Annotated in this window: 22 protein-coding genes; 6 read left to right on the plus strand and 16 right to left on the minus strand. The window is 63.9% G+C overall.

Translation table 11 applies throughout. The features are described 5' to 3' along the window. Positions 1–15: 15 nt before the first annotated feature. The 12 genes from IVB32_RS39715 to IVB32_RS39770 all read right to left on the minus strand — a co-directional run bounded on the left by IVB32_RS39715 (position 16) and on the right by IVB32_RS39770 (position 12,657). The gene (locus tag IVB32_RS39715) at positions 16–771 is read right to left on the minus strand and encodes an outer membrane lipoprotein carrier protein LolA (protein ID WP_018459655.1); all 756 of its coding nucleotides are present in this window, start codon (positions 769–771) and stop codon (positions 16–18) included. 151 nt (positions 772–922) lie between these two features. Then, the gene (locus IVB32_RS39720) at positions 923–3,397 is read right to left on the minus strand and encodes a DNA translocase FtsK (protein ID WP_026233856.1); all 2,475 of its coding nucleotides are present in this window, start codon (positions 3,395–3,397) and stop codon (positions 923–925) included. Between the two features lie 9 nt (positions 3,398–3,406). Next, positions 3,407–4,621 (minus strand): aminotransferase class I/II-fold pyridoxal phosphate-dependent enzyme, encoded by a 1,215-nt coding sequence (locus IVB32_RS39725; RefSeq protein ID WP_026233857.1) that lies wholly within the window; start codon positions 4,619–4,621, stop codon positions 3,407–3,409. A gap of 310 nt (positions 4,622–4,931) precedes the next feature. Next, positions 4,932–5,336 carry a GFA family protein gene (locus tag IVB32_RS39730; protein ID WP_018459659.1) on the minus strand — a complete coding sequence of 135 codons (405 nt, stop codon included), beginning with the start codon at positions 5,334–5,336 and terminating at the stop codon, positions 4,932–4,934. Between the two features lie 119 nt (positions 5,337–5,455). After that, positions 5,456–7,054, minus strand: coding sequence for a caspase family protein (locus IVB32_RS39735; protein ID WP_039801002.1), 1,599 nt, complete (start codon positions 7,052–7,054; stop codon positions 5,456–5,458). A 205-nt stretch (positions 7,055–7,259) separates the two neighbouring features. Further along, a complete protein-coding gene (locus IVB32_RS39740) occupies positions 7,260–8,708 on the minus strand; it encodes an ammonium transporter (protein ID WP_018459661.1) in 1,449 nt (482 codons plus the stop codon). Between the two features lie 38 nt (positions 8,709–8,746). After that, complete coding sequence (locus IVB32_RS39745) at positions 8,747–9,085, minus strand: P-II family nitrogen regulator (RefSeq protein WP_007598642.1); 339 nt, start codon at positions 9,083–9,085, stop codon at positions 8,747–8,749. Positions 9,086–9,520: 435 nt separating this feature from the next. Further along, the gene (locus IVB32_RS39750; RefSeq protein WP_018459663.1) at positions 9,521–10,123 is read right to left on the minus strand and encodes an ATP-dependent Clp protease proteolytic subunit; all 603 of its coding nucleotides are present in this window, start codon (positions 10,121–10,123) and stop codon (positions 9,521–9,523) included. Between the two features lie 42 nt (positions 10,124–10,165). Next, positions 10,166–10,540, minus strand: a complete 375-nt coding sequence (locus tag IVB32_RS39755; protein WP_018459664.1) for an SRPBCC domain-containing protein — start codon at positions 10,538–10,540, stop codon at positions 10,166–10,168. After that, the gene (locus IVB32_RS39760; RefSeq protein ID WP_018459665.1) at positions 10,537–10,851 is read right to left on the minus strand and encodes a metalloregulator ArsR/SmtB family transcription factor; all 315 of its coding nucleotides are present in this window, start codon (positions 10,849–10,851) and stop codon (positions 10,537–10,539) included. The genes IVB32_RS39755 and IVB32_RS39760 overlap by 4 nt, the downstream gene beginning before the upstream one ends. Positions 10,852–10,891: 40 nt before the next feature. Continuing rightward, a complete protein-coding gene (locus tag IVB32_RS39765) occupies positions 10,892–12,193 on the minus strand; it encodes an ammonium transporter (RefSeq protein ID WP_018459666.1) in 1,302 nt (433 codons plus the stop codon). 125 nt (positions 12,194–12,318) lie between these two features. Then, the gene (locus IVB32_RS39770; protein ID WP_007598647.1) at positions 12,319–12,657 is read right to left on the minus strand and encodes a P-II family nitrogen regulator; all 339 of its coding nucleotides are present in this window, start codon (positions 12,655–12,657) and stop codon (positions 12,319–12,321) included. Between the two features lie 238 nt (positions 12,658–12,895). On the opposite strand from IVB32_RS39770, the gene IVB32_RS39775 reads away from it, so the two are divergent. Continuing rightward, positions 12,896–13,786 carry a DUF4339 domain-containing protein gene (locus IVB32_RS39775; protein ID WP_018459667.1) on the plus strand — a complete coding sequence of 297 codons (891 nt, stop codon included), beginning with the start codon at positions 12,896–12,898 and terminating at the stop codon, positions 13,784–13,786. Between the two features lie 40 nt (positions 13,787–13,826). On the opposite strand, the gene tesB is transcribed toward IVB32_RS39775, so the two are convergent. Then, the gene (gene tesB, locus IVB32_RS39780) at positions 13,827–14,690 is read right to left on the minus strand and encodes an acyl-CoA thioesterase II (protein WP_018459668.1); all 864 of its coding nucleotides are present in this window, start codon (positions 14,688–14,690) and stop codon (positions 13,827–13,829) included. A 139-nt stretch (positions 14,691–14,829) separates the two neighbouring features. Between tesB and IVB32_RS39785 the strand changes: the two genes are divergently transcribed. Beyond that, positions 14,830–16,050 carry a ubiquinone biosynthesis hydroxylase gene (locus IVB32_RS39785; RefSeq protein WP_018459669.1) on the plus strand — a complete coding sequence of 407 codons (1,221 nt, stop codon included), beginning with the start codon at positions 14,830–14,832 and terminating at the stop codon, positions 16,048–16,050. A gap of 118 nt (positions 16,051–16,168) precedes the next feature. Here the strand turns inward: IVB32_RS39785 and IVB32_RS39790 are convergent, their stop codons facing one another. Together IVB32_RS39790 and IVB32_RS39795 are read right to left on the minus strand one after the other, a co-directional pair. After that, the gene (locus tag IVB32_RS39790; protein WP_018459670.1) at positions 16,169–16,366 is read right to left on the minus strand and encodes a Trm112 family protein; all 198 of its coding nucleotides are present in this window, start codon (positions 16,364–16,366) and stop codon (positions 16,169–16,171) included. Positions 16,367–16,427: 61 nt separating this feature from the next. Beyond that, a complete protein-coding gene (locus IVB32_RS39795; RefSeq protein ID WP_247295815.1) occupies positions 16,428–16,958 on the minus strand; it encodes a TetR/AcrR family transcriptional regulator in 531 nt (176 codons plus the stop codon). A gap of 106 nt (positions 16,959–17,064) precedes the next feature. Between IVB32_RS39795 and IVB32_RS39800 the strand changes: the two genes are divergently transcribed. The 3 genes from IVB32_RS39800 (at position 17,065) to IVB32_RS39810 (ending at position 18,556) form a co-directional block, all read left to right on the plus strand. Continuing rightward, positions 17,065–17,415 (plus strand): hypothetical protein, encoded by a 351-nt coding sequence (locus IVB32_RS39800; protein ID WP_018459672.1) that lies wholly within the window; start codon positions 17,065–17,067, stop codon positions 17,413–17,415. A gap of 221 nt (positions 17,416–17,636) precedes the next feature. After that, entirely contained in the window at positions 17,637–17,915 is a 279-nt protein-coding gene (locus IVB32_RS39805) for a PepSY domain-containing protein (protein ID WP_007598654.1), read from the plus strand. Positions 17,916–17,962: 47 nt separating this feature from the next. Beyond that, entirely contained in the window at positions 17,963–18,556 is a 594-nt protein-coding gene (locus IVB32_RS39810) for a cytochrome b/b6 domain-containing protein (RefSeq protein WP_018459674.1), read from the plus strand. A 231-nt stretch (positions 18,557–18,787) separates the two neighbouring features. Here the strand turns inward: IVB32_RS39810 and IVB32_RS39815 are convergent, their stop codons facing one another. After that, positions 18,788–18,955, minus strand: coding sequence for a hypothetical protein (locus IVB32_RS39815; RefSeq protein WP_231191005.1), 168 nt, complete (start codon positions 18,953–18,955; stop codon positions 18,788–18,790). Here IVB32_RS39815 and IVB32_RS39820 point away from each other — a divergent pair. Then, positions 18,899–19,793: MHYT domain-containing protein (locus IVB32_RS39820; protein ID WP_276576794.1), on the plus strand; the 895-nt coding region annotated here is incomplete at its 3' end. The genes IVB32_RS39815 and IVB32_RS39820 overlap by 57 nt on opposite strands.

The following is a 19,793-nucleotide window of genomic DNA, read 5'->3' on the forward strand; positions in this document are numbered from 1 at the left end:
AGCAGCGAGTAAGTCTCAGCCCGGCGACGGGCCGTAATTGGTAAAATCGATCTTGAACATGCCGGGATCGAGCTTCTTGCTCGTATCCAGATTATAGACCGCGATCGTGGTGTCGTAGCCCTGCGGGTCGGTGACGGTCCACTGCTTCAACTGGCCGTCCTTGGCGCCGAACATCAGCAAGAGGCGACTGGTGCCGACCAGCGCCTGCTTCTCCTCGATGGTGACGCTGACGAAGACGTCGTCGGCCGAGACGTTGACGACGTTGGTGTCCTTCATCAGGTCGATGCGGTCGGACAGCAGGAAACGCAGCGGTGTCTGTGACAGCGGATAGACGTCCTGCGTCGCGAGCTTGCGGTCGCGCACCACCAGCGACGATCCGTCGGCGACGATGTCGATCGGGCTCGGCGCGTCATATTCGAAGCGCACCTTGCCCGGCTTCTGGATGTAGAAGTCGCCTTGCGTCTTGCTGCCGTCGGGGCCGACCTGGACGAAATTCCCGACCAGCGTCGACAATGACGACAAATAGGCGCTGACCTTGGCGGCCTGGGCCTTCTGGTTCGCATCGAAGGTCTGGAAGATGCTGCTCGGCACGTTGCGGCGTGGATCCGGAATCACCGGATTGGGCGGCGTCTGGGTCGCGCCGGTGACCGCGGGCCCTCCAACGGCCGGACCGCCGTCGCGGCCCTTCGGTGCAGGCTTCGGCACGGGAACGGTCTGCGCGAACGACGCCGTGATCACCATCGCGGCGGTGACGAGAATTACGCCGGCCATGCGCGCGCTCCGCGCGGCGACAATGGCAGCGAATCGAATGTCCGGATGTCTGATCAACGCGTCGTCCTGTGTGGCTGGGCGCCCTTTTAGCGTGATTTCGGCCAAAAGCAGATAACGTTTTTGCGTGAATGATGGTTTGAGGCGGCTCGCCTCACATATGGCTGTCTTCTTCCTCGACCAGGATCTCGCGCTTGCCGGCGTGGTTGGCGGGTCCGACGATGCCCTCCAGTTCCATGCGCTCCATCAGCGATGCGGCGCGGTTATAGCCGATCTGCAGGCGGCGCTGGATATAGCTGGTAGAGGCCTTACGGTCGCGTTTGACGATCGCAACAGCCTGCGAGAACAAATCGCCGCCGCCATCCGCGCCCATGGCGGACGCGTCGAACACCGCGCCGTCCTCGTCTTCGCTGGGTTCTTCGGCCGTGACGGCTTCGAGATATTCCGGCTGTCCCTGCGTCTTGAGGTGGCGCACCACCTTCTCGACTTCCTCGTCCGACGCGAAAGGTCCGTGCACGCGGCTGATGCGACCGCCCCCGGCCATGTAGAGCATGTCGCCCTGGCCGAGCAGCTGCTCGGCACCCATCTCGCCGAGAATCGTGCGGCTGTCGATCTTGGACGTCACCTGGAAGGCGATGCGGGTTGGGAAGTTCGCCTTGATGGTACCGGTGATGACGTCGACCGATGGACGCTGCGTTGCGAGGATCACGTGCAGGCCGGCGGCGCGCGCCATCTGCGCGAGGCGCTGCACCGCGCCTTCGATGTCCTTGCCGGCAACCATCATCAGGTCGGCCATTTCGTCGACGATGATGACGATGTAGGGCAGCGGGTCGAGCGAGAGCTTCTCTTCCTCGTAGATCGCCTTGCCGGTTTCCTTGTCGAAGCCGGTGTGCACCGTGCGCGTCGGCTCTTCGCCCTTGGCCTTCAATTCGAGCAAGCGCGTGTTGTAACCGTCGATGTTGCGCACACCGAGCTTGGCCATGTTCTTGTAGCGCTCTTCCATCTCGCGCACGGCCCATTTCAGCGCGACCACCGCCTTCTTCGGGTCGGTCACGACGGGCGTGAGCAGATGGGGAATGCCGTCATAGACGGAGAGTTCGAGCATCTTCGGATCGACCATGATCAGGCGGCACTGGTCCGGGCGCAGCCGATAGACCAAGCTGAGGATCATGGTGTTGATGGCGACCGACTTGCCGGAGCCGGTGGTACCGGCGATCAGCATGTGCGGCGTGCGTGCGAGGTCGATGATGACGGGATCACCGCCGATGGTCTTGCCGAGGCAGAGCGGCAGTTTCGCAACCGAATCGACAGTCTCCTTGGCGACCAGCAGCTCGCGCAGATAGACCTTTTCGCGATGCGCGTTCGGCAGCTCGATGCCGATGGCGTTGCGGCCCGGCACGACGGCGACGCGCGCCGAGAGCGCGCTCATCGAACGGGCGATGTCGTCGGAAAGTCCGATCACGCGCGACGATTTGATCCCCGGCGCCGGCTCCAGCTCGTACAGCGTGACCACGGGACCCGGATGGGCCTTCACGATCTCGCCGCGAACGCCGAAATCCTGCAGCACGCCTTCGAGCGCGCGCGAATTGGTTTCCAGCTCGGCCTTGCTGAGCGGCTGGCGATCGCCGGCCTTGGGCGCGGCCAGCACCGACACGGACGGAAGCTCGAACTTGTCGGAAGATTTCTTGGAAGCAGCCTTTGGAGCAGCCTTCTTGCGCGGCGCGCGCGCGGCGGGCTCCTCCTCCTCTTCCTCCTCGTGGTCTTCTTCGTGCTCGTCCTCGTCGTGCTCGTCTTCGGACTGCGGCGAGATCGGCGGCGCGGCGCGGCCGCCACCGAGCTTCGGCTCCTGACGGCTGAAGGCAACGGCCTTGGTCTTCGGTCCGCTCGAGACCAGCGAGCGGTAGGCCGCGCCAAGCAACCAGATCAGTCGTGCCTTCGTGCTCATCAAGGCGTGGAACAGCCAGCCCAGCGATACCGAACCGCGATCGCTCTCCTCGTCCAGGTCGAGCGGCTTGTCATCGTCCTCGATCTCAGCGAGTTCGTCGTCATGCTCGCGTGCGCCGAGGCCGCAGGCGATCAGGAAGGTCGCCGCCATCGCGGCGAACAGGATCGTGCCGAGCACGATGCGATAGATCATGCCCGGCGGTCCGAAGATCACCGCGGGCGCGCGAACCAGGGCATCGCCGACCACGCCGCCGAGGCCTGTCGGCAGCGGCCAGGCGCCGCCATGTGGCCAGCAGCTGACGAAGCCCGCCGCGATCACCGTGCAGAGAATCCAGCAGCCGAGCCGCAGCGCCTCGCGGTCGAACGGGCGATGGGTCAGCATGCGCCAGCCCCAGACCGCGACGGTCAGGACCAGCATGATCGCGCCGAGCCCGAGGATCTGCATCGCAAGGTCGGCGCCGATCGCGCCGGCATAGCCGAGAATATTGCGGATCGGCCGCGACGTTGCGTGGCTGAGGCTGGGATCCTGCACTGACCAGGTCATCAGCGCCGCCGAGGCGGCGCCCGACAATGCGATCAGGCCGAGACCGCTGAGCTCGCGCACGCGCCGCGCCAGCCCCTCGCGGATCGAGGGCGGCAGATGGCTGACCAAGGGAATGACACGTTCGATTGTCGACATGCTCATGGGCCCCGCCTAACCCAGAGTCTCGACCAGGCGGTGCAGCGCCTGCGCCGTGGTCTCGCCATCCTGCACAAGCGCAAGGCGAATGTAGCCTGCGCCGGGATTGAAGCCGTCGGGCTGGAGCCGCGCCAGATAGCTGCCGGGCACCACGCGCACGCCTGCTTCCTTGAAGAGTTTCAGGCACACAGACACATCGTCGCCGATTTCGGACGTGTTGAGCCAGACGCAGAAGCCGGCATCGGGCCGGCGATAGCCGTAACGATTGCCGATGATCTGGTCGGCGAGATCGAACTTGATGCGGTAGAGCCTGCGGTTCTCCTCGACATGCGCCTCGTCGCCGTAAGCAACGGTCGCGACATGCTGCAACGGGACCGGCACCTGCGGCGCCGCGATGTTGCGCAATTCGAGGAACATGCCGATGAGTTTTTTGTCGCCGGCGGCGAAGCCGACGCGCAGGCCCGGCAGGTTCGAGCGCTTGGACAGCGACTGGAACGCGACCACGCGGGTGAAATCAGGGCCAGCGCATTCGAGCGCGCTGCCGGGCGCTTCGCGGGTGTAGATCTCCGAATAGCACTCGTCGCTGAGGATCACGAAGCCGTAGCGGTCGGCGAGCTGCTTCAGGCGAATGAAATAATCGCGCGAGGCCACCGATCCCTGCGGGTTGGCGGGCGAGGCCAGATAGAACGCCACCGTGCGCGCCAGCGTCGCCTCGTCGATGGCGTCGAGATCGGGCAGGAAGCCGTTCTCGGCGGTGGTCGGCAGGTAGACCGGCTCGCAAGCAGCGGCGCGGGCGCCGGCGCCATAGACCGGATAGAACGGGTTCGGCATCAGGATCGCGGGCTTGCCGGGACGCGGGCCGACATAGCGCGCAGCCGCGATGGCGGCGAGGAACAGCCCCTCTCGGCTGCCATTGAGGACGAGAATCTCGCTCTCGGGATTGAGCGGTCGCGGCAGCTTGAAACGCGACGACAGCCAGGCGCCCGCGGCCAAGCGGAACGGGTCGGTGCCCTTGTTCGCGGGGTAACGGCCGAAATCGGCGATGTGCTTGGCCAGTACCGGGCCGACGAAATCAGGCACCGGATGCTGCGGCTCGCCGACGGCAAGCGAAATCAAAGGCTTGCCGGGCTGATGCGGTGCCAGCAGCTCGTTCAGCCGGACGAAGGGAGAGCGTTCGCTATCGGAGCTTCCACTGTCCTGCGGCGCACGGGATGAAGCGGTCATAGCCATTCTGGACGCCAGCACTCTTGGAACAGCCGGTCGCAGCACGGCGCCGACGGGAAGCGGTTCAGTTCACCATAGATAGGGCGAGGTTAAGACGCGATTAACCATCGGTCGCCGCCTCGGTCCAGAGCAGGAATAATGAGGCCACGGGCGGCTCTCGGAGCTGGTCATGCCATTGCGAGGGGGTGGACGTCTTGGCGATGTCATGGCCGGGCCTGTCCCGGCCACCCACGGCCTTTCCGACGGCGTCCAAGAACGTGGATGCCGGGACAAGCCCGGGCATGACGGCTTATGACGGCTTTGGCGGATAGGCGCCCTAATGCCCCGGCAGCTTCTCGAATGTCGCCATGCCCGCGGGGATCGCGTGGAAGTCCTGCTTGTCGCAGGTGTAGATCGCCATCTGCGGATGGAACTGCGCAGGTTCGTCCAGCGTGCCGACCTTCAGGATCGCCGCCGGCAGGCCGGGAACCTTGGTCACCAGATGGGTCCCGCATTGAGCGCAGAATTCGCGCGTGACGGCGCGTTCGAGGTCCTTGCGCGCGAATTGCTTGGGTTGCCCGGTGATGTAGCTGAAGCCAGCCGCCGGCATCGCGATGAAGGTGTTGGGCGCGCCGCCCGAGATGTACTGGCACTCGCGGCAATGACACTGCGCCTGCATCATCGGGTCGCCCTCGGCGACATAGCGCACTTCGCCGCAATAGCATCCGCCTTCCAAACGCATGACGACCTCCCGATTGTTGTTTCTTGTGGTCGATATTTCTGCGCGGGCGGTGTGGAATGGCAATCTTTTTCTTTCGCCTGGACGGACCAAGACAGACCTCCTGCAGCCGGTTCGTGCATCTATCTCTTGGCAAGTCCGCAGCCGTTGAATCCCCGGCCGCGCCAGCACCCGCTGCTCATGCACTCGGCTTCCAGCCGTGGACAAGCGGTTGAAGCGCAATCCGCGCGGCCACCCATACCGACGCATGCCGTGGCGCACCTGCTTCGCATGAACGAACAGCTCATGCCGCTTCCGGTCTGCCGCGGTTGCCCTGCTCCGGCCTGATCTGGCGGCAGCACGGCCGTCTTGTCCTCGCGCTTGGGCGCCCGCTTCGAATCAGGTTGGCCCGGACTTGCAGCGGGGCTCTGTGTCGTCAGCTTGGAGAGTTCCATCCGACACGGTCGGCTGGTATCGGTGCGGACGCCGGCGCCGGTGGTTCCTTTCAGCTCGAGTGCGAGCTTGTACTGATAGGGCGCGCCGGCTGTGCGGCGCAGCGGATCCTTCTCGCCAATCAGCCCGTTGACGGTGACAGTCGCGCTGCCATCCGCTTCGATCTTCCCGTCATAGATTGTGGCACCGGGCTTGCCCTCTTCCCCGGAGAGAGTGTGCAGCACGCCATCCTTGACGCGCAGGGCATACTGGAAATAGGCCTCGGGAAATGGGGGCTTGTTCTCGCAAGTCTCCTTCGCGATCCAGGTTCCATCGAATGCGGTTACGCGCTTGGCGGTGTCTGATGGTTTCGCCAAGGTCTCGACGCGCGATTTCGCCAGATCTGCGAACGCGCAGGCCGGGAAGCGTGCGAGGTGATCCTTGAATGCCGCGAGCGTTCCCAGCGCTTCCGCGCTACGCCAATGGTCTCCGGCCTCCGCGCAGGGATCGACCTGAGGCGTCGCAGGCGACAACGCCGCCGTCTCGGGCTTGCCGTTCAGGTAGAACTCGCCGAAGAACGACAGCGACAGCTCCGGTACTTGCGAGCCTTTGGAGCGCTGGTAGACGCCGGCGCTGATCGTCTGAAATACCGTGTTGACGTTGCCCTTGTCGCCGATGTGCTCCAGGAACGCGCTGGTGTAGGGGCTGTTGCGGCCGCTGCCGTCGTCGGCGGTCCGGCCGGCCTGTGTCGCGTAGGAAATGATGGTGCCCTCGGGACTTTCCATCTTGGCAAGGCCGCGTGAGACGGTGACGCCACGGCCCTGTCCGACGTTTCGCCGCAACTCGTCGGCAAATGGATTGTCGCGGCAGGCGTCGAGCACGAGGATGCGCAGGTTCTTGGCCTGCTGCAGATCCGCCAGGATCTCGTCGGCGCGCACCAGACGGCGCAGATCGACCTCGTCGCGAACGACGGCATCGACAGGCACCAGATAGTTGACGCCGGCGAACTGGAGCGCGTGCCCACTGTAATAGAACAGGGCGACATCGGCGCCGCGGGCCTCACGCGCGAAGCGAAGAATGGTGTCCTGCATGGCGGACTGGTCGAGGTCGGTCGTGACAACAGGATCGAACCCCGATCGCTTGAGGGCCGCGCCGACATCGGCCGCATCGTTGGTCGGATTGGCGAGCGGGGGAACGTTTCGGTAAGCGCCGTTGCCAATCACCAGCGCGACGCGCTTGTCCGCGCGGGCATCGAGGCTCGACAAAGCGAGCAACAGGAAACACCAGACTAGGCAATAGGGCAGACGCATGAAATCCTGCTCCAAACGGGGAGCATGATATTCAGCAAGCTCGCAGCAATGCAATTTAACTTATGACGGCCCAGCGGCACGGGACCAAAAAGAAAGGGGCTCCAACTTGCGCTGGAGCCCCTCAACGGTCGGGACATTGCCGGGTATGTGCCCCAAACCGTAGTTGTGAGCGCGACCTCCGAGGAGGCCGCGCCCGGGAGGAGACTTACATGTTGTAGGCGCGCTCTGTGTGCTCGGTGATGTCGAGGCCTTCACGCTCGCTCTCGACATTGGCGCGGAGGCCAACGATCACATCGACGACCTTGTAGAGAATCGCCGAACCGATGCCCGACCACACCAGCGTGGTGCCGACGCCCCAGACCTGGGAGATCATCTGCGCCGCGAAGTCGTAATCGGCAACCTTCGGCGGGATCGCGGTGTAGTCGATGATGCCCGCACCACCCAGCGCCGGATTGACGAGGATGCCGGTGCCGAGGGCGCCGATGATGCCGCCGACGCAGTGCACGCCGAACACATCGAGGGAGTCGTCGTAGCCGAGCGCGTTCTTCACGACGGTGCAGAAGAACAGGCAGACCACGCCGACCACGAGGCCGAGGACGATCGCACCCATCACGCCGGAGAAGCCGGCGGCAGGCGTGACGGCCACGAGGCCCGCGACAGCGCCGGAGATGACGCCGAGCACCGACGGGTGACCCTTGATGATCCACTCCGCGAACATCCACGACAGCGCGGCGGCTGCGGTGGCGACGAAGGAGTTGGTCATGGCGAGGGCTGCGCCGCCGTTGGCTTCGAGGTTGGAGCCGGCGTTGAAGCCGAACCAGCCGACCCAGAGCAGCGAGGCGCCGATCATCGACATCGTCAGCGAGTGCGGAGCCATCAGCTCCTTGCCGTAGCCGACGCGCTTGCCGATCAGCAGGGCGCCGACGAGGCCTGCGATGCCGGCGTTGATGTGCACCACGGTGCCGCCCGCAAAGTCGATCGCGCCCTTCTTGAAGATCCAGCCTGCGTCGGCGTTGATCTCATCGAGCTTGGCCTGCGCTGCGGTCTTCGCCGCGCCATCAGCCGCAGCAGCCAGAGCCTTGGCTGCGTCCTGGATCATGTCCGGGCCGGGCCAGTACCAGACCATGTGCGCGATCGGGAAGTAGATCAGCGTGACCCAGAGCGGGACGAAGAGCGCGAGCGCCGCGAACTTCATGCGTTCGGCGAAGGCGCCGACGATGAGGGCGGGCGTGATCGCCGCGAAGGTCATCTGGAAGCACATATAGATGAGCTCCGAGATGTTGGCGTCGACCGAGAAGGTCGCGGCCTTCGAGTCGGTGGTGACGCCCATCATGAAGGCCTTGGAGAAGCCGCCGATGAAGTCGGAACCGCCGGTGAAGGTGAGGCTGTAGCCGTACACGGCCCAGATCACGGTGACGACGCAGACGGTGTAGAACACCTGCATCAGGACGGAGAGCATGTTCTTGGAACGGACGAGGCCGCCGTAGAACAGCGCGAGGCCGGGGATCGTCATCAACAGCACGAGCACTGTCGATGTCAGCATCCAGGCGTTGTCTCCCTTGTTGACCGTTGGCTCGGCGTAGGCTGCGGTCGCAGCGAACAGGCCGACTGCGAGAGCCGCCAATCCCGCGCCATAGGGACGCTTAAACGTCATTTCATTTACTCCTGATTGAATTTTGATTGAGCGCGAAATCAAAGGGCCGCAGCATCGGCCTCGCCGGTGCGGATGCGAACCGCATGGTCGAGATTGATGACGAAGATCTTGCCGTCGCCGATCTGTCCGGTTTTCGCGGCGGTCGTGATGGCGTCGATGGTCTTGTCGACCTGGTCGGAGGCGACAGCGACCTCGATCTTGATCTTGGGCAGGAAGCTCACGGCATATTCGGCGCCGCGATAGATTTCCGTATGGCCCTTCTGGCGGCCATATCCCTTGACTTCCGTCACCGTGAGACCGTGAACGCCGATGGCGGTCAGGGCGTCACGGACTTCTTCCAGCTTGAATGGCTTAATAATCGCCATAACAATTTTCATGGGTCCTATCCCCGCTTGGGCCCGGTCCGGACGTGGCCGGGCGCTTCTCGACTGGTTCGCCACGAGGGAGAAAGTTCACTACGCGGGCACAGCCAGGACCCTTAGAATCAAATGCCGTGCCAGATCGGGCGTGTTGCCTAACGGACTATGAAAACGGGTGTTTTCGCGTTTGACGCGTAGTGCCGTGCAGTGCGCCATTACGCCGCGCTCAATACCTGACCATGCCTGATTAAAATACAGGCACGACAGGCTGTCGACACATTGGTGCTCACACGTAGGGCAGCAGAAAGGTATTTCCGTAAGGCGCGCGCCTATTGCAGGGCTTGTCGTGCCGCGAAATATCGGGCCCGTCGCACTTGTGCTCACGGAATGCGCGCAACCGGCCAACCTGCTTGAGCGGGCGAGGCTTGCCGGACGGGTCCCCGGCAGGGACCGTCAGGCGGCGCTGCGTTCCGCGAAGACCCGGTCGATCAGGCCCCAGTCGACCGCCTGCTGCGCGGTCATGAAATGGTCGCGGTCCAAGGTCCGTTCCACGTCCGGTTCGGGGCGCCCGCAATGCTGGGCATAGAGCCGGATGATGCGCCGCTTGGTTTCCTGCATTTCGGTGGCGTGGATCAGGATGTCGGACGCCTGGCCCTGAAAGCCGCCGAGCGGCTGATGCACGTGAAGGCTCGCATTGGGCAGGGCGGCGCGGTGACCGGGCTCGCCGGCCATCAGCAGAAACGAGCCCATCGAGCGCGCGGTGCCCATGCACAGCGTATGCACCGGCGCCTTGATGAATTGCATGGTGTCGTACATCGCAAGGCCGCTGGTGACCACGCCGCCATAGGAATTGATGTAGAGATTGATCGGCTTGTTCGGATTCTCCGCCTCCAGAAACAGGAGCTGCGCGCAGACCAGTCCGGACATCGCATCATTGACCTCGCCATTGAGGAAGATGATGCGCTCGCGCAACAGGCGCGAATAGATGTCGAAGGATCGCTCGCCGCGGGCGGATTGTTCGACGACCATAGGGACGAGCTGAAGCATGTCGCGCATCGGCGACCTCCATTTTCTGCGGGTGATGAAGTGGTGTTGGTGTCAGGCGGCCGCGCGCATCAGGCAGCCATTGCTGTTGGCCGGCTGCGGCAGCTTCATACGGATCTCGCAGGCTTGCTGGATGATGCGAAAGCGGGTGCCGCCATCCTCGTTCGGCTCGATCCGGAAGATGACATGGCTTTCGCGAAACGGCGGTTCGGAATCGCGCAGCCGGTAGCGCACCTCCTGGCCCGGGATCGCTGATTCCGGCTCGGCGCCCGCAAGATCGCAATCCGGCAACCAGCGCTCGCGCAAAGCCGGAATGGTCACCGCGCGCCAGACCTTGGCCGGCGGCGCATCGAATTCATATTCGAGCACCAGGTCTGTTTTGAGCGCCAAGTCTGCGTCGGAGGGATCAGGCTTCACGGCGTCGCTCATTGATCCATCTCCTTCAAGAGATCGGCGAGGGCATCCATGCGTTTCGGCCAATAGGCGCGGTAGCGCGCAAGCCAGGCCCCGATCGCGGAGATTCCTTCGGGATCGACTTCGTAATTCACAAAGCGGCCCTGCCGCTGTTCGCGCACCAGGCCCGCGCCGCGCAGCACCGCGAGATGCTGCGACATCGCCGGTTGGCTGATCTCCAATCCGTCGCGCAAGGCGCTGGCATTCAGGCTTCCGCCGGCAAGCTTCTCAAAGACCTTGCGGCGGGTCGGGTCGGCCAGCGCTTTGAAGATGTCGGCTTCGATCATGGCGACACATAAGCATACGCTTATGTGTGCGCAAGCCCAATTACTGCAGCGCCTCGCCGTGCTGCGAAATATCCAGCCCCTCGAGTTCGTGCTCGCGGGAGACCCGCAACGGCACGAACAGACCGACCAGCTTGAGCAGGACGAAGCTCATGCCTGCCGACCAGACGAAGGTGACGGCGACCCCGTAGAGCTGGATAAGAAGCTGCTGCGGATGGCCTTCGAGCAGGCCGGCGGTGCCGCCGATCGCGCTCGTTGCGAACACGCCGGCCAGCAGGGTCCCGGTCATCCCGCCGATGCCGTGGACGCCGAACACGTCGAGCGAATCGTCATAGTCGAAGCGGTGCTTCAGCCAGGTGCAGGCCCAGTAGCAGACGAGGCCTGCGATCACGCCGATGACGATGCCGTGCCAGGGCGCCACGAATCCCGAGGCCGGCGTGATGGTGCCGAGGCCGGCCACCGCGCCGGAGATCATGCCGAGCACGGACGGCTTGCGCCGCGTCGACCATTCGATCGCGCCCCAGGTCAGCGCGCCGGAGCAGGCTGCGAGATGGGTCGCGATGATCGCCATCACCGCGCGAGAATTGGCTGCGCCCGCCGAGCCGCCGTTGAAGCCGAACCAGCCGACCCACAACAGGCCGGTGCCCATCACCGCGAGCGACAGATCGAATGGCGAGAGATTTTCCGTGCCGTAGCCATGACGGCGTCCCATCACCTTCGCCGCGACGAGGCCGGCGGTGCCGGCCGACAGATGCACCACGAGGCCGCCGGCGAAATCCAGCACGCCCATTCCGGCGAGGAAGCCGCCGCCCCACACCCAATGCGCGAGTGGAATGTAGACGAAGATGAACCAGGCCACGGAAAAGAGGAGATAAGCGGAGAACCGCATCCGGTCGGCCACCGCGCCCGCGACCAGCGCCACCGTGATGATCGCAAACGTCATCTGGTACAGCATGAACAGCGCTTCCGGGATCGTCTTCGCCGCCGGGTTGACGCTGTCCATGGTCATACCGGAGAGAAACCAGCGGTCGAGCGTGCCGATCCACGGGCCGTCGCCGACGAAGCACAACGAATAGCCGAACGCGACCCAGAGAATGGAGATGATCGTCACTGCGGCGAGGCTCTGCGCCATGGTGGCGAGGACGTTCTTCTTGCGCACCATGCCGGAATAGAACAGCGCGAGCCCCGGGATCGTCATCATCAGCACCAGCGCGGTGGCGACGATCATCCAGGCGGTGTCGGCAGTGTTGATCTCGGAGCCCGCGGCACGCGCCGGCGAAGCCATGATCGACCCAAGCCCGATCGGCGCGGCGATAGCAGCCGCGCGGCGCAACAATCCCGCCATGTCGTTTCCCCCAGCTATTGATTGTGTCGCACGCCGTGGCGCCGTTGCCCGGTGCGATCGAAGAAGAGCGTTGTCGAGCGAAGCGGTTACCGGTTCGCGAAAAGAAAACGCGTCAAAGCAAAAATCTAGAGCGCGTCGCTGTCGGTCTCGCCGGTGCGAATGCGGGTCGCGTGATCGATCGGCGTGACGAAGATCTTGCCGTCGCCGATCTGGCCGGTGCGCGCGGTCGCGGTGATGACCGCGACGGCCTTCTCGGCGATATCGGAGGCAACCGCGATCTCGATCCGCAGCTTCGGCAGGAAATTCACGACATATTCGGCGCCGCGATAGATCTCGGTGTGGCCCTTTTGGCGGCCATAGCCCTTCACTTCGGTCACGGTCATGCCGTGGACGCCGATCGCCGTCAGGGCCTGACGGACCTCATCGAGCTTGAAGGGTTTGATGATCGCGACGACGAGTTTCATGGTCAGGCCTATTCCCCGGGATGCGCCGCGCCGTATGTCCCCGGCGCAGCGTCAATCTGGCATCTTTCCGGGCAAATGGCATAAAAAACTTGCAGATTGAAGCGGAAAATCGTTGGGCCATGTGAACGGCCGCCTCTGTACAGGGCAGCCGTTCATCCTCCACAATGCGTTTTTGGCATGGATGCGATGAACCCAAGCGTCGCGGCCGGTACAAAACTATGTTCGAGGGGGACGCTTCATGGCGAGTTGGTTCTACGCATCCGAGGGCAAGCAGCAGGGGCCCTATCCGGAAGGGCAATTCCGTGACCTCGTCGCCCAGGGAGTCGTGCGTCCGGATACGCTGGTGTGGTCGGACGGCATGGCCGGCTGGCAGAAGGCGGCCGAAATCCCCGGCCTGATCGGCGGGGGCGGTGCGCCCCCGATGATGCCGGCTGGCGGCCCGCCGATGATGGGCTCCGGGGGCTACGGCGGCGGTGGCGCCGGAGGATCGCTGGCGGTCGATTTCGGCATCCTCGAGTTCACCTGGCGCAGCATCGTGATGCTGATCGGCATGTGCTTCATCATCCCGGTGCCGTGGGTGTTCGTCTGGTACACGAAATGGATCGTGTCCTGCGTGAAGGTCCCCGGGCGGCCCAATCTCAGCTTCACCGGCAATGCGATGGCGCTGGTGCCCTGGTATTTCGGCTTCATCGTTCTGGCGGTCGTGATCGGCTACATCGGCGTTCCCTTGCTGAGCAATTTGCTGTTCATCGCCCAGCTCGTTCTGTACTGGCTCCTGATCAAATGGATGGTCGCGAATCTCGCCTCCAATGGGCAGCCGCTCGGCCTGAGCTTCACCGGCACGGTTTGGGCCTATGTCGGCTGGAGCCTGCTGTTCGCGATTTCCATCATCACCATCATCGGCTGGGCCTGGGTCGCCGCGGCTCAGATGCGCTGGTTCTGCCGCAGCATCGAAGGCACGCGGCGCGAGATCGTGTTCAACGGCAGCGGTCTCGGGATTCTCTGGCGGGGCATCGTGGCCGCATTCCTGTGCGGCTTCATCATCCCGATCCCGTGGGTCTATCGCTGGATCATGAACTGGTTCGCGTCGGAGACGGTTCTGGCTCCGCGGGGATCGCTCCGGGCCTGACCTCGAAAGGCACAAGCGCGATCGATCGTGCTTGTGCCTCTTAGGCTCTCCGTTCGCGCACCGAGCCTTCCTGCGCGACGGAGGCCACCAGCGTGCCGTCAGGCTTGAAGATCGAGCCGCGGGTCAAGCCGCGGCCGCTTCGCGCGCTCGGCGAATCCTGTGCGTAGAGCAGCCATTCGTCGGCGCGGAACGGGCGGTGAAACCACATCGCGTGGTCGAGGCTCGCGGGCATCATGCGCTTGTCGAACAGGGTGCGGCCGTAGCGCGCCATAATCGCATCGAGCAGCGAGAAGTCCGACGCATAGGCCAGCGCGCACATGTGCAGCGCCGGATCGTCCGGCAGCGTTGCCGCGGTCTTGATCCAGACATGGATGCGGCCGTCCTCGATCCTCTCACCGAAATAACGGCCGAGCTCGACCGGGCGCAGCTCGATCGGACGGTCGGATTCATAATAGCGGCGGATGAACTCCGGCATCTCCTTGAACATCGGCTGCTTCGCGACTTCCTCCGCCGTCAGCTTTTCCGGCGGCGGCACGTCGGGCATCTTGTCCTGATGATCGAACGCGCTCTCTTCCTCCGCGTGGAACGACACCATGATCGAGAAGATCGCGTTGCCATGCTGGATCGCGGTGACGCGTCGCGTCGAGTAGCTCTTGCCGTCGCGCAGGCGCTCGACCTGATAGATGATCGGGATCTGCGGATCGCCCGGCAGGATGAAATAGCAATGCAGCGAATGCGGCAGCCTGCCCTCGACGGTGCGGCACGCTGCAACCATCGCCTGTCCGATCACCTGGCCGCCGAACACCCGCTGCCAGCTGGTCTTCGGACTGTTGCCGCGGAACAGATTCACCTCGAGTTGTTCGAGGTCGAGGATCGAGATGAGGTCGATCAGGCTCTTGGACATGGATTTCAGCTTTCGCCTTGCCGCCCCGGGGTTCGCTGCTCCGGATCGACACAATGGGGGCTATCCGCCCTTGTTTCACCGCACTGTTTCGCCCACCTCAAGTCTGCTAGCAAGGCCAGGATTTAGCCGGGAATTGGGTATGTCGGTACAGGGTAGCATTGTCATCGGTGGCGGCGCGTTTGCGGGCCTGGCGCTGGCCCTGGCGCTGCGCCAGGGGCTCGGCCCCGAGATCCCCGTCATCGTCGCCGACCCCGCGCTCTCCACACGTCCGAGCCGGGACCCGCGCGCGACCGCGATCGTGGCCGCCTGCCGCCGCCTGTTCGAGGCGATCGGCGCCTGGGACGACGTCAGGGGCGAGGCGCAGCCGATCCTCGACATGATTGTCACCGATTCCAAGCTGGAAGACGCCACCCGTCCGGCGTTCCTCAACTTTGCCGGCGACGTCGCGCCGGGTGAGCCCTTCGCGCATATGGTCGAGAACCGCCGCCTCATTGATGCGCTGGTGGTGCGCGCCGAGGCCGAGGGCATCGATCTCCGCGCGACCACAGTGTCGTCTTACGACGCGCGGGCCGAAGGTATCGACGTGACGCTCGGTGATGGCAGCGTGATTGCAGCGAGCCTCCTGGTTGCGGCCGACGGTGCGAAGTCGAAACTGCGCGAGCGCGCCGGCATCGCCACCCACGGCTGGGAATATGATCAATCCGGCATCGTCGTCACTGTCGGCCATGAGCGCGATCACGAAGGCCGCGCCGAAGAGCATTTTCTGCCGGCGGGTCCGTTTGCTATCCTGCCGCTTTCGGGCAAGCGCTCCTCGCTGGTATGGACCGAGCGCCGCAGCGAAGCCGCGCGTATCGTTGCGTTGAGCGATGGGGAATTTCACGGCGAGCTCGAGCAGCGCTTCGGCCTGCATCTCGGCGAGGTGAAGGCGCTCGACAAGCCGCGCGCGTTTCCGCTGTCCTATTTCGTCGCACGCTCCTTCATTGCCCAGCGCCTCGCGCTGGTCGGCGATTCCGCCCACGTCATCCACCCAATCGCGGGCCAGGGTCTCAACATGGGGCTGAAGGACGTCGCCGCGCTGGCCGAGGTCGTGGTCGATGCCGCGCGGCTCGGCATGGATATCGGCGGCGTCGACGTGCTCGAACGTTATCAGCGCTGGCGCCGCTTCGACACCATGGCCATGGGCGTTGCCACCAACTCGCTGAACTTCCTGTTCTCCAACCAGTCCACCTTGCTGCGCACCGTCCGCGACATCGGCCTCGGCCTCGTCGATCGCGCCCCGCCGCTGAAGAATCTTTTTATCCGCCAAGCCGCGGGTTTGACCGGTGAGATACCGCGGCTGTTGAAGGGCGAGGCGCTGTAGGATTTTCGGTAGCCCGGATGGAGTGCAGCGTATTCCGGGGCCGCTGCGTCATACGAGGAACCCCGGATTTCGCTGCGCTCCATCCGGGCTACAAGTCTCTCATCGGGCCACAAGTCCCTCAATCGATCTTGCGGGCCTCTTCCGGCAGCATGATCGGGATGCCATCGCGGATCGGATAGGCGAGCTTGGCGCTGCGCGAAATCAGCTCCTGCTTTGCAGCATCGAACTCCAGCGGACCCTTGGTCAGCGGGCAGACCAGAATCTCCAGCAATTTGGGATCGACGCTGGCTTCGGGGCGTTCGGTGGGCGCGTTCATGGGGGTCTCCGACGGTCGGTTGCCTCTAGCATAAAAAATCGTAGCAGCCCATCGCGTCGCCTCAAGCGGCAACCATCCGCAGAATCTCGTCGAGCAGGCCCTCAAGCCGCGCGGCCGGCGCTGGCGGGCCCGACAGGGCGAAGCCGAGAAACGTCCAGTACAGGATTTGCGCGCGGGCTCGCGCTGTCGCCGCCTCGAACCCGCGCTTCCTCAGCAGCTCCTCGATATAGTCGAGCCTGCGCCGGTCGATGGCACGCACCGCCGTTTGTGCCGCCGCATCGAAGGCCGTCCAGTTCCGCACCGCGCGCTCGAGGTCGAGCCGCGCGCCAAAAGTCCTGCGCAGCAGCGCTTTCAGCGGCTCGTCGCTGTCCGCCTCGACATCGGCGATGATCTGCTCGGCCGCGATCTCGCGCCAGCGCTTCAAGAGAGCAGCATGGAATGCGCCGAGATCGGCGAAATGCCAATAGAAGCTGCCGCGCGAGACCCCCATGGCTTTTGCCAGCGGATCGGCCTTCAGCGCGGTGAAGCCGTCTCGCGCGAGCGCCTTCAGTCCCTGTTTGATCCAGTCGTCGGCGGTCAGCTGTTCGGCCATGTCGGGTTCCGGATGCAAACATACACTAGTGTATTGACAGCCGGCAGGCCAGCGCCTATCCCACCATACATAACTGTATGGACCATATTTGCAGGGAGCTTTGACGATGCGTGATCTCTTGCTCCAGTGCGCCGGGGTCTTGACCATTGCCGTGGCCCTCATTCATGGCATTCTCGGCGAGACCAAGGTCTTTGCCCGCGCCCGCATCGAGCCGGAGCGGCTCCGCACCCTGATCCGCCTGGTCTGGCAGGCCTCGACCGTCGCCTGGATCGGCGGCGGTGTGCTCCTGATCGCGGCGCCCTGGATGCAATCGGAGCCAGCGCGTCACTGGATCGTCGTCACCATGGCCGGTGTGTTCGGCTTCTCCGCTCTCGCCAACGCATGGGCCACAAGCGGCCGGCATTTTGGATGGATGGCGCTCACCGCCGTCGTCGTCATGGCGGTTGCTGGCTACTGAGCTTGCGCGTCGGGATCAGCCTGCTGTCAAACCGTGAGACGTAAGGCCGCAGTGTCGTCTCAAATGCGCGCTGCATACGGAGAGCGCTGAACTTTTTCGGATCGTTAGAATAACTCTAAAGCGAACTGGCCGCGAACCGCATTGACTTCATCATGTGCTTTGCTTCCTTCGGTCCCGCTTCGCCTGCCGGCGCAGCGCCCACGACAGAAGAGGAGACGTTCGTGAAGGTTATTCGTGTTGTTGCCGTTGCATTGACGATCGGGATTGGCATGGGATCGGCAGCCTTGGCCGATGGTTTCAAGGACTGCACCAAGCTCGACAAGGCGTCGTGGAAGCCGGCGAGCGACGCCGAAGCCAAGGCCAAGGCGCTCGGCTACGAGGTGCGGCGCTCCAAGATCGAAGGCTCGTGCTACGAGGTCTACGGCGTCAAGGAAGGCAAGCTTTACGAGCTGTTCTACAGCCCAGAAGATCTCAGCCTGAAGCACACGATTGCGAAGTAGACCGCGCGAAGTGTCTGCGCAATGCTACGCCTGAGGGTGGTCCTCGCTTGATCGAAGAAACGGTGCCGCACGCTCGCGGGGGGTCCGACCGGACCCCCGCGGATCGAACCGCCGCGCGGACAGTCGCGGTCTGGGACCTCCCGCTGCGGCTCTGGCACTGGGCGCTCGCGGCTTGCGTTCTGGCCGCGTGGTTCACGCCGACCGTCTATGACCGACTTCACCGCATCGTCGGTTATGCCGTACTCGGCCTTCTTGCGTTCCGTCTGGTCTGGGGTTTTTGGGGAAGCCGCTATTCGCGCTTTCGCATGGTCGGCGTCAGGCTTCGGGCCGCGCCGGGTTATCTCTGGAATCTGCGCCGCGGCATCACCGGCCGCTATATCGGTCTCAATCCAGCCGGCACGTTGATGCTGGTGGCGCTGCTGGTCTCGCTGGCGGTCTCGACGATCACGGGCGCGATGTCGGTGACCGTGACCTTTTTCGGTGTCTGGTGGGTCGAGGACACTCACCATTATTCATCCGACGCGGTCATCGTCCTGATCGTGCTGCACGTCTTGGGCGTGCTGATGATGGGGCGTCTTCAGCGCGAGAATCTGATCAGCGCGATGATCACTGGACGTAAGCGCATCCGTCATCACCTCTAGAGCACTATTGGTTCTGATTGTGTCAGAACCGAAGCTTCGGTTCGGCGCGTCTCCTCCCCCGCCAATCGGTGTCGCCTTCCTCCGCTCCAGGCCTCGCTGCCGGTTCCAGAGTGCTCTCGGTTGGCTCTACGACCGGTGGCGCGCATTGTCCTGCGCGGGCGCCCGCCAGATTTCAAATTGCACTGACCACGTTAAGCAACCAATAAGCATGCAATCAGGCGTTGCACAAAATTAACGCGAAGGCGGATTAGCACGGACACTATCGGCAATATCCACGATGGAGCGGCTGGGATGTTTCGGGTTTTCGCTTGCCTTGCCGTCGAGCACGATTGGCGGCTTGTCCTGCTCGCCGGTCTGGTCTGCTTGCTCGCGAGTAGCGTCGCGGTCAGTATCTTTCATCGTGCGATCGTGGCGCCCGCAAGAACGCGGTTGATCTGGATCGGGATTGCCGGCGCTGCCATCGGATATGGGATCTGGGCAACGCATTTCGTCGCGATGCTCGCCTACGAACCCGGCGTTACGACCGGTTACGGCATCGTACTGACGGCGCTTTCGCTTGCTACGGCAATGCTGTTGACGTCGGGCGGCTTCGGCATTGCGGCCGGCTATTCCGGCCGGTGGCGCGCCGCGGCAGGCGGTGTCGTCATTGGCGGCGGCATCGCCAGCATGCACTATCTCGGAATGTGGGCACTTGAAGTGCCGGGCCGCGTCACCTGGTCGCTGGATCTGGTGTTTGCCTCGGTCATTCTGGGCATGTGCCTCGGCTGTGCCGCCCTCGTTGTTGCAGTCAGGTACAAGAACTCCTGGGGCGCACTGTTGGCGGCAGTCCTGCTGACCCTTGCTATCGTCTCGCATCACTTCACGGCGATGGGTGCCGTGCAGATCGTTCCAGATCCGACGCGTTCAACCGACAGTCTGTCGCTTTCGCCGACTTTCCTCGCTCTCGCCATCGCCGGCGTGGCACTATCTGTACTTGGGATGAGCCTGATCGGCGTACTCGCCGACCGCCGCCTGGCAAGTAGAACCAGCAAATTCGAGGAGATCATCAGCCAGCTTTCGATCGCCCGGCAGCAGCTCGAAGGCTCGCAGAGAGAGTTGCAGGATCAGACGCTCAGGCTGGACACCGCGATCAACCACATGGTTGAGGGCCTTTGCATGTTTGACGCCAAGAAGCGGCTTGTCGTCTGCAACGAGCGCTACGCCCGACTCTATCGGCTGCCGCCGGAACTGCTGCGGA

Source organism: Bradyrhizobium sp. 23, assembly GCF_023073295.1.
Lineage (GTDB): Bacteria > Pseudomonadota > Alphaproteobacteria > Rhizobiales > Xanthobacteraceae > Bradyrhizobium > Bradyrhizobium canariense_D.

Excerpts from the sequence above, each read along its gene's own strand:
- IVB32_RS39715 (WP_018459655.1), bottom strand. The coding sequence starts at position 771 with ATGGCCGGCGTAATTCTCGTCACCGCCGCGATGGTGATCACGGCGTCG.
- IVB32_RS39720 (WP_026233856.1), bottom strand. The coding sequence starts at position 3,397 with ATGAGCATGTCGACAATCGAACGTGTCATTCCCTTGGTCAGCCATCTG.
- IVB32_RS39725 (WP_026233857.1), bottom strand. The coding sequence starts at position 4,621 with ATGGCTATGACCGCTTCATCCCGTGCGCCGCAGGACAGTGGAAGCTCC.
- IVB32_RS39730 (WP_018459659.1), bottom strand. The coding sequence starts at position 5,336 with ATGCGTTTGGAAGGCGGATGCTATTGCGGCGAAGTGCGCTATGTCGCC.
- IVB32_RS39735 (WP_039801002.1), bottom strand. The coding sequence starts at position 7,054 with ATGCGTCTGCCCTATTGCCTAGTCTGGTGTTTCCTGTTGCTCGCTTTG.
- IVB32_RS39740 (WP_018459661.1), bottom strand. The coding sequence starts at position 8,708 with ATGACGTTTAAGCGTCCCTATGGCGCGGGATTGGCGGCTCTCGCAGTC.
- IVB32_RS39745 (WP_007598642.1), bottom strand. The coding sequence starts at position 9,085 with ATGAAAATTGTTATGGCGATTATTAAGCCATTCAAGCTGGAAGAAGTC.
- IVB32_RS39750 (WP_018459663.1), bottom strand. The coding sequence starts at position 10,123 with ATGCGCGACATGCTTCAGCTCGTCCCTATGGTCGTCGAACAATCCGCC.
- IVB32_RS39755 (WP_018459664.1), bottom strand. The coding sequence starts at position 10,540 with ATGAGCGACGCCGTGAAGCCTGATCCCTCCGACGCAGACTTGGCGCTC.
- IVB32_RS39760 (WP_018459665.1), bottom strand. The coding sequence starts at position 10,851 with ATGATCGAAGCCGACATCTTCAAAGCGCTGGCCGACCCGACCCGCCGC.
- IVB32_RS39765 (WP_018459666.1), bottom strand. The coding sequence starts at position 12,193 with ATGGCGGGATTGTTGCGCCGCGCGGCTGCTATCGCCGCGCCGATCGGG.
- IVB32_RS39770 (WP_007598647.1), bottom strand. The coding sequence starts at position 12,657 with ATGAAACTCGTCGTCGCGATCATCAAACCCTTCAAGCTCGATGAGGTC.
- IVB32_RS39775 (WP_018459667.1), top strand. The coding sequence starts at position 12,896 with ATGGCGAGTTGGTTCTACGCATCCGAGGGCAAGCAGCAGGGGCCCTAT.
- tesB (WP_018459668.1), bottom strand. The coding sequence starts at position 14,690 with ATGTCCAAGAGCCTGATCGACCTCATCTCGATCCTCGACCTCGAACAA.
- IVB32_RS39785 (WP_018459669.1), top strand. The coding sequence starts at position 14,830 with ATGTCGGTACAGGGTAGCATTGTCATCGGTGGCGGCGCGTTTGCGGGC.
- IVB32_RS39790 (WP_018459670.1), bottom strand. The coding sequence starts at position 16,366 with ATGAACGCGCCCACCGAACGCCCCGAAGCCAGCGTCGATCCCAAATTG.
- IVB32_RS39795 (WP_247295815.1), bottom strand. The coding sequence starts at position 16,958 with ATGGCCGAACAGCTGACCGCCGACGACTGGATCAAACAGGGACTGAAG.
- IVB32_RS39800 (WP_018459672.1), top strand. The coding sequence starts at position 17,065 with ATGCGTGATCTCTTGCTCCAGTGCGCCGGGGTCTTGACCATTGCCGTG.
- IVB32_RS39815 (WP_231191005.1), bottom strand. The coding sequence starts at position 18,955 with ATGAAAGATACTGACCGCGACGCTACTCGCGAGCAAGCAGACCAGACC.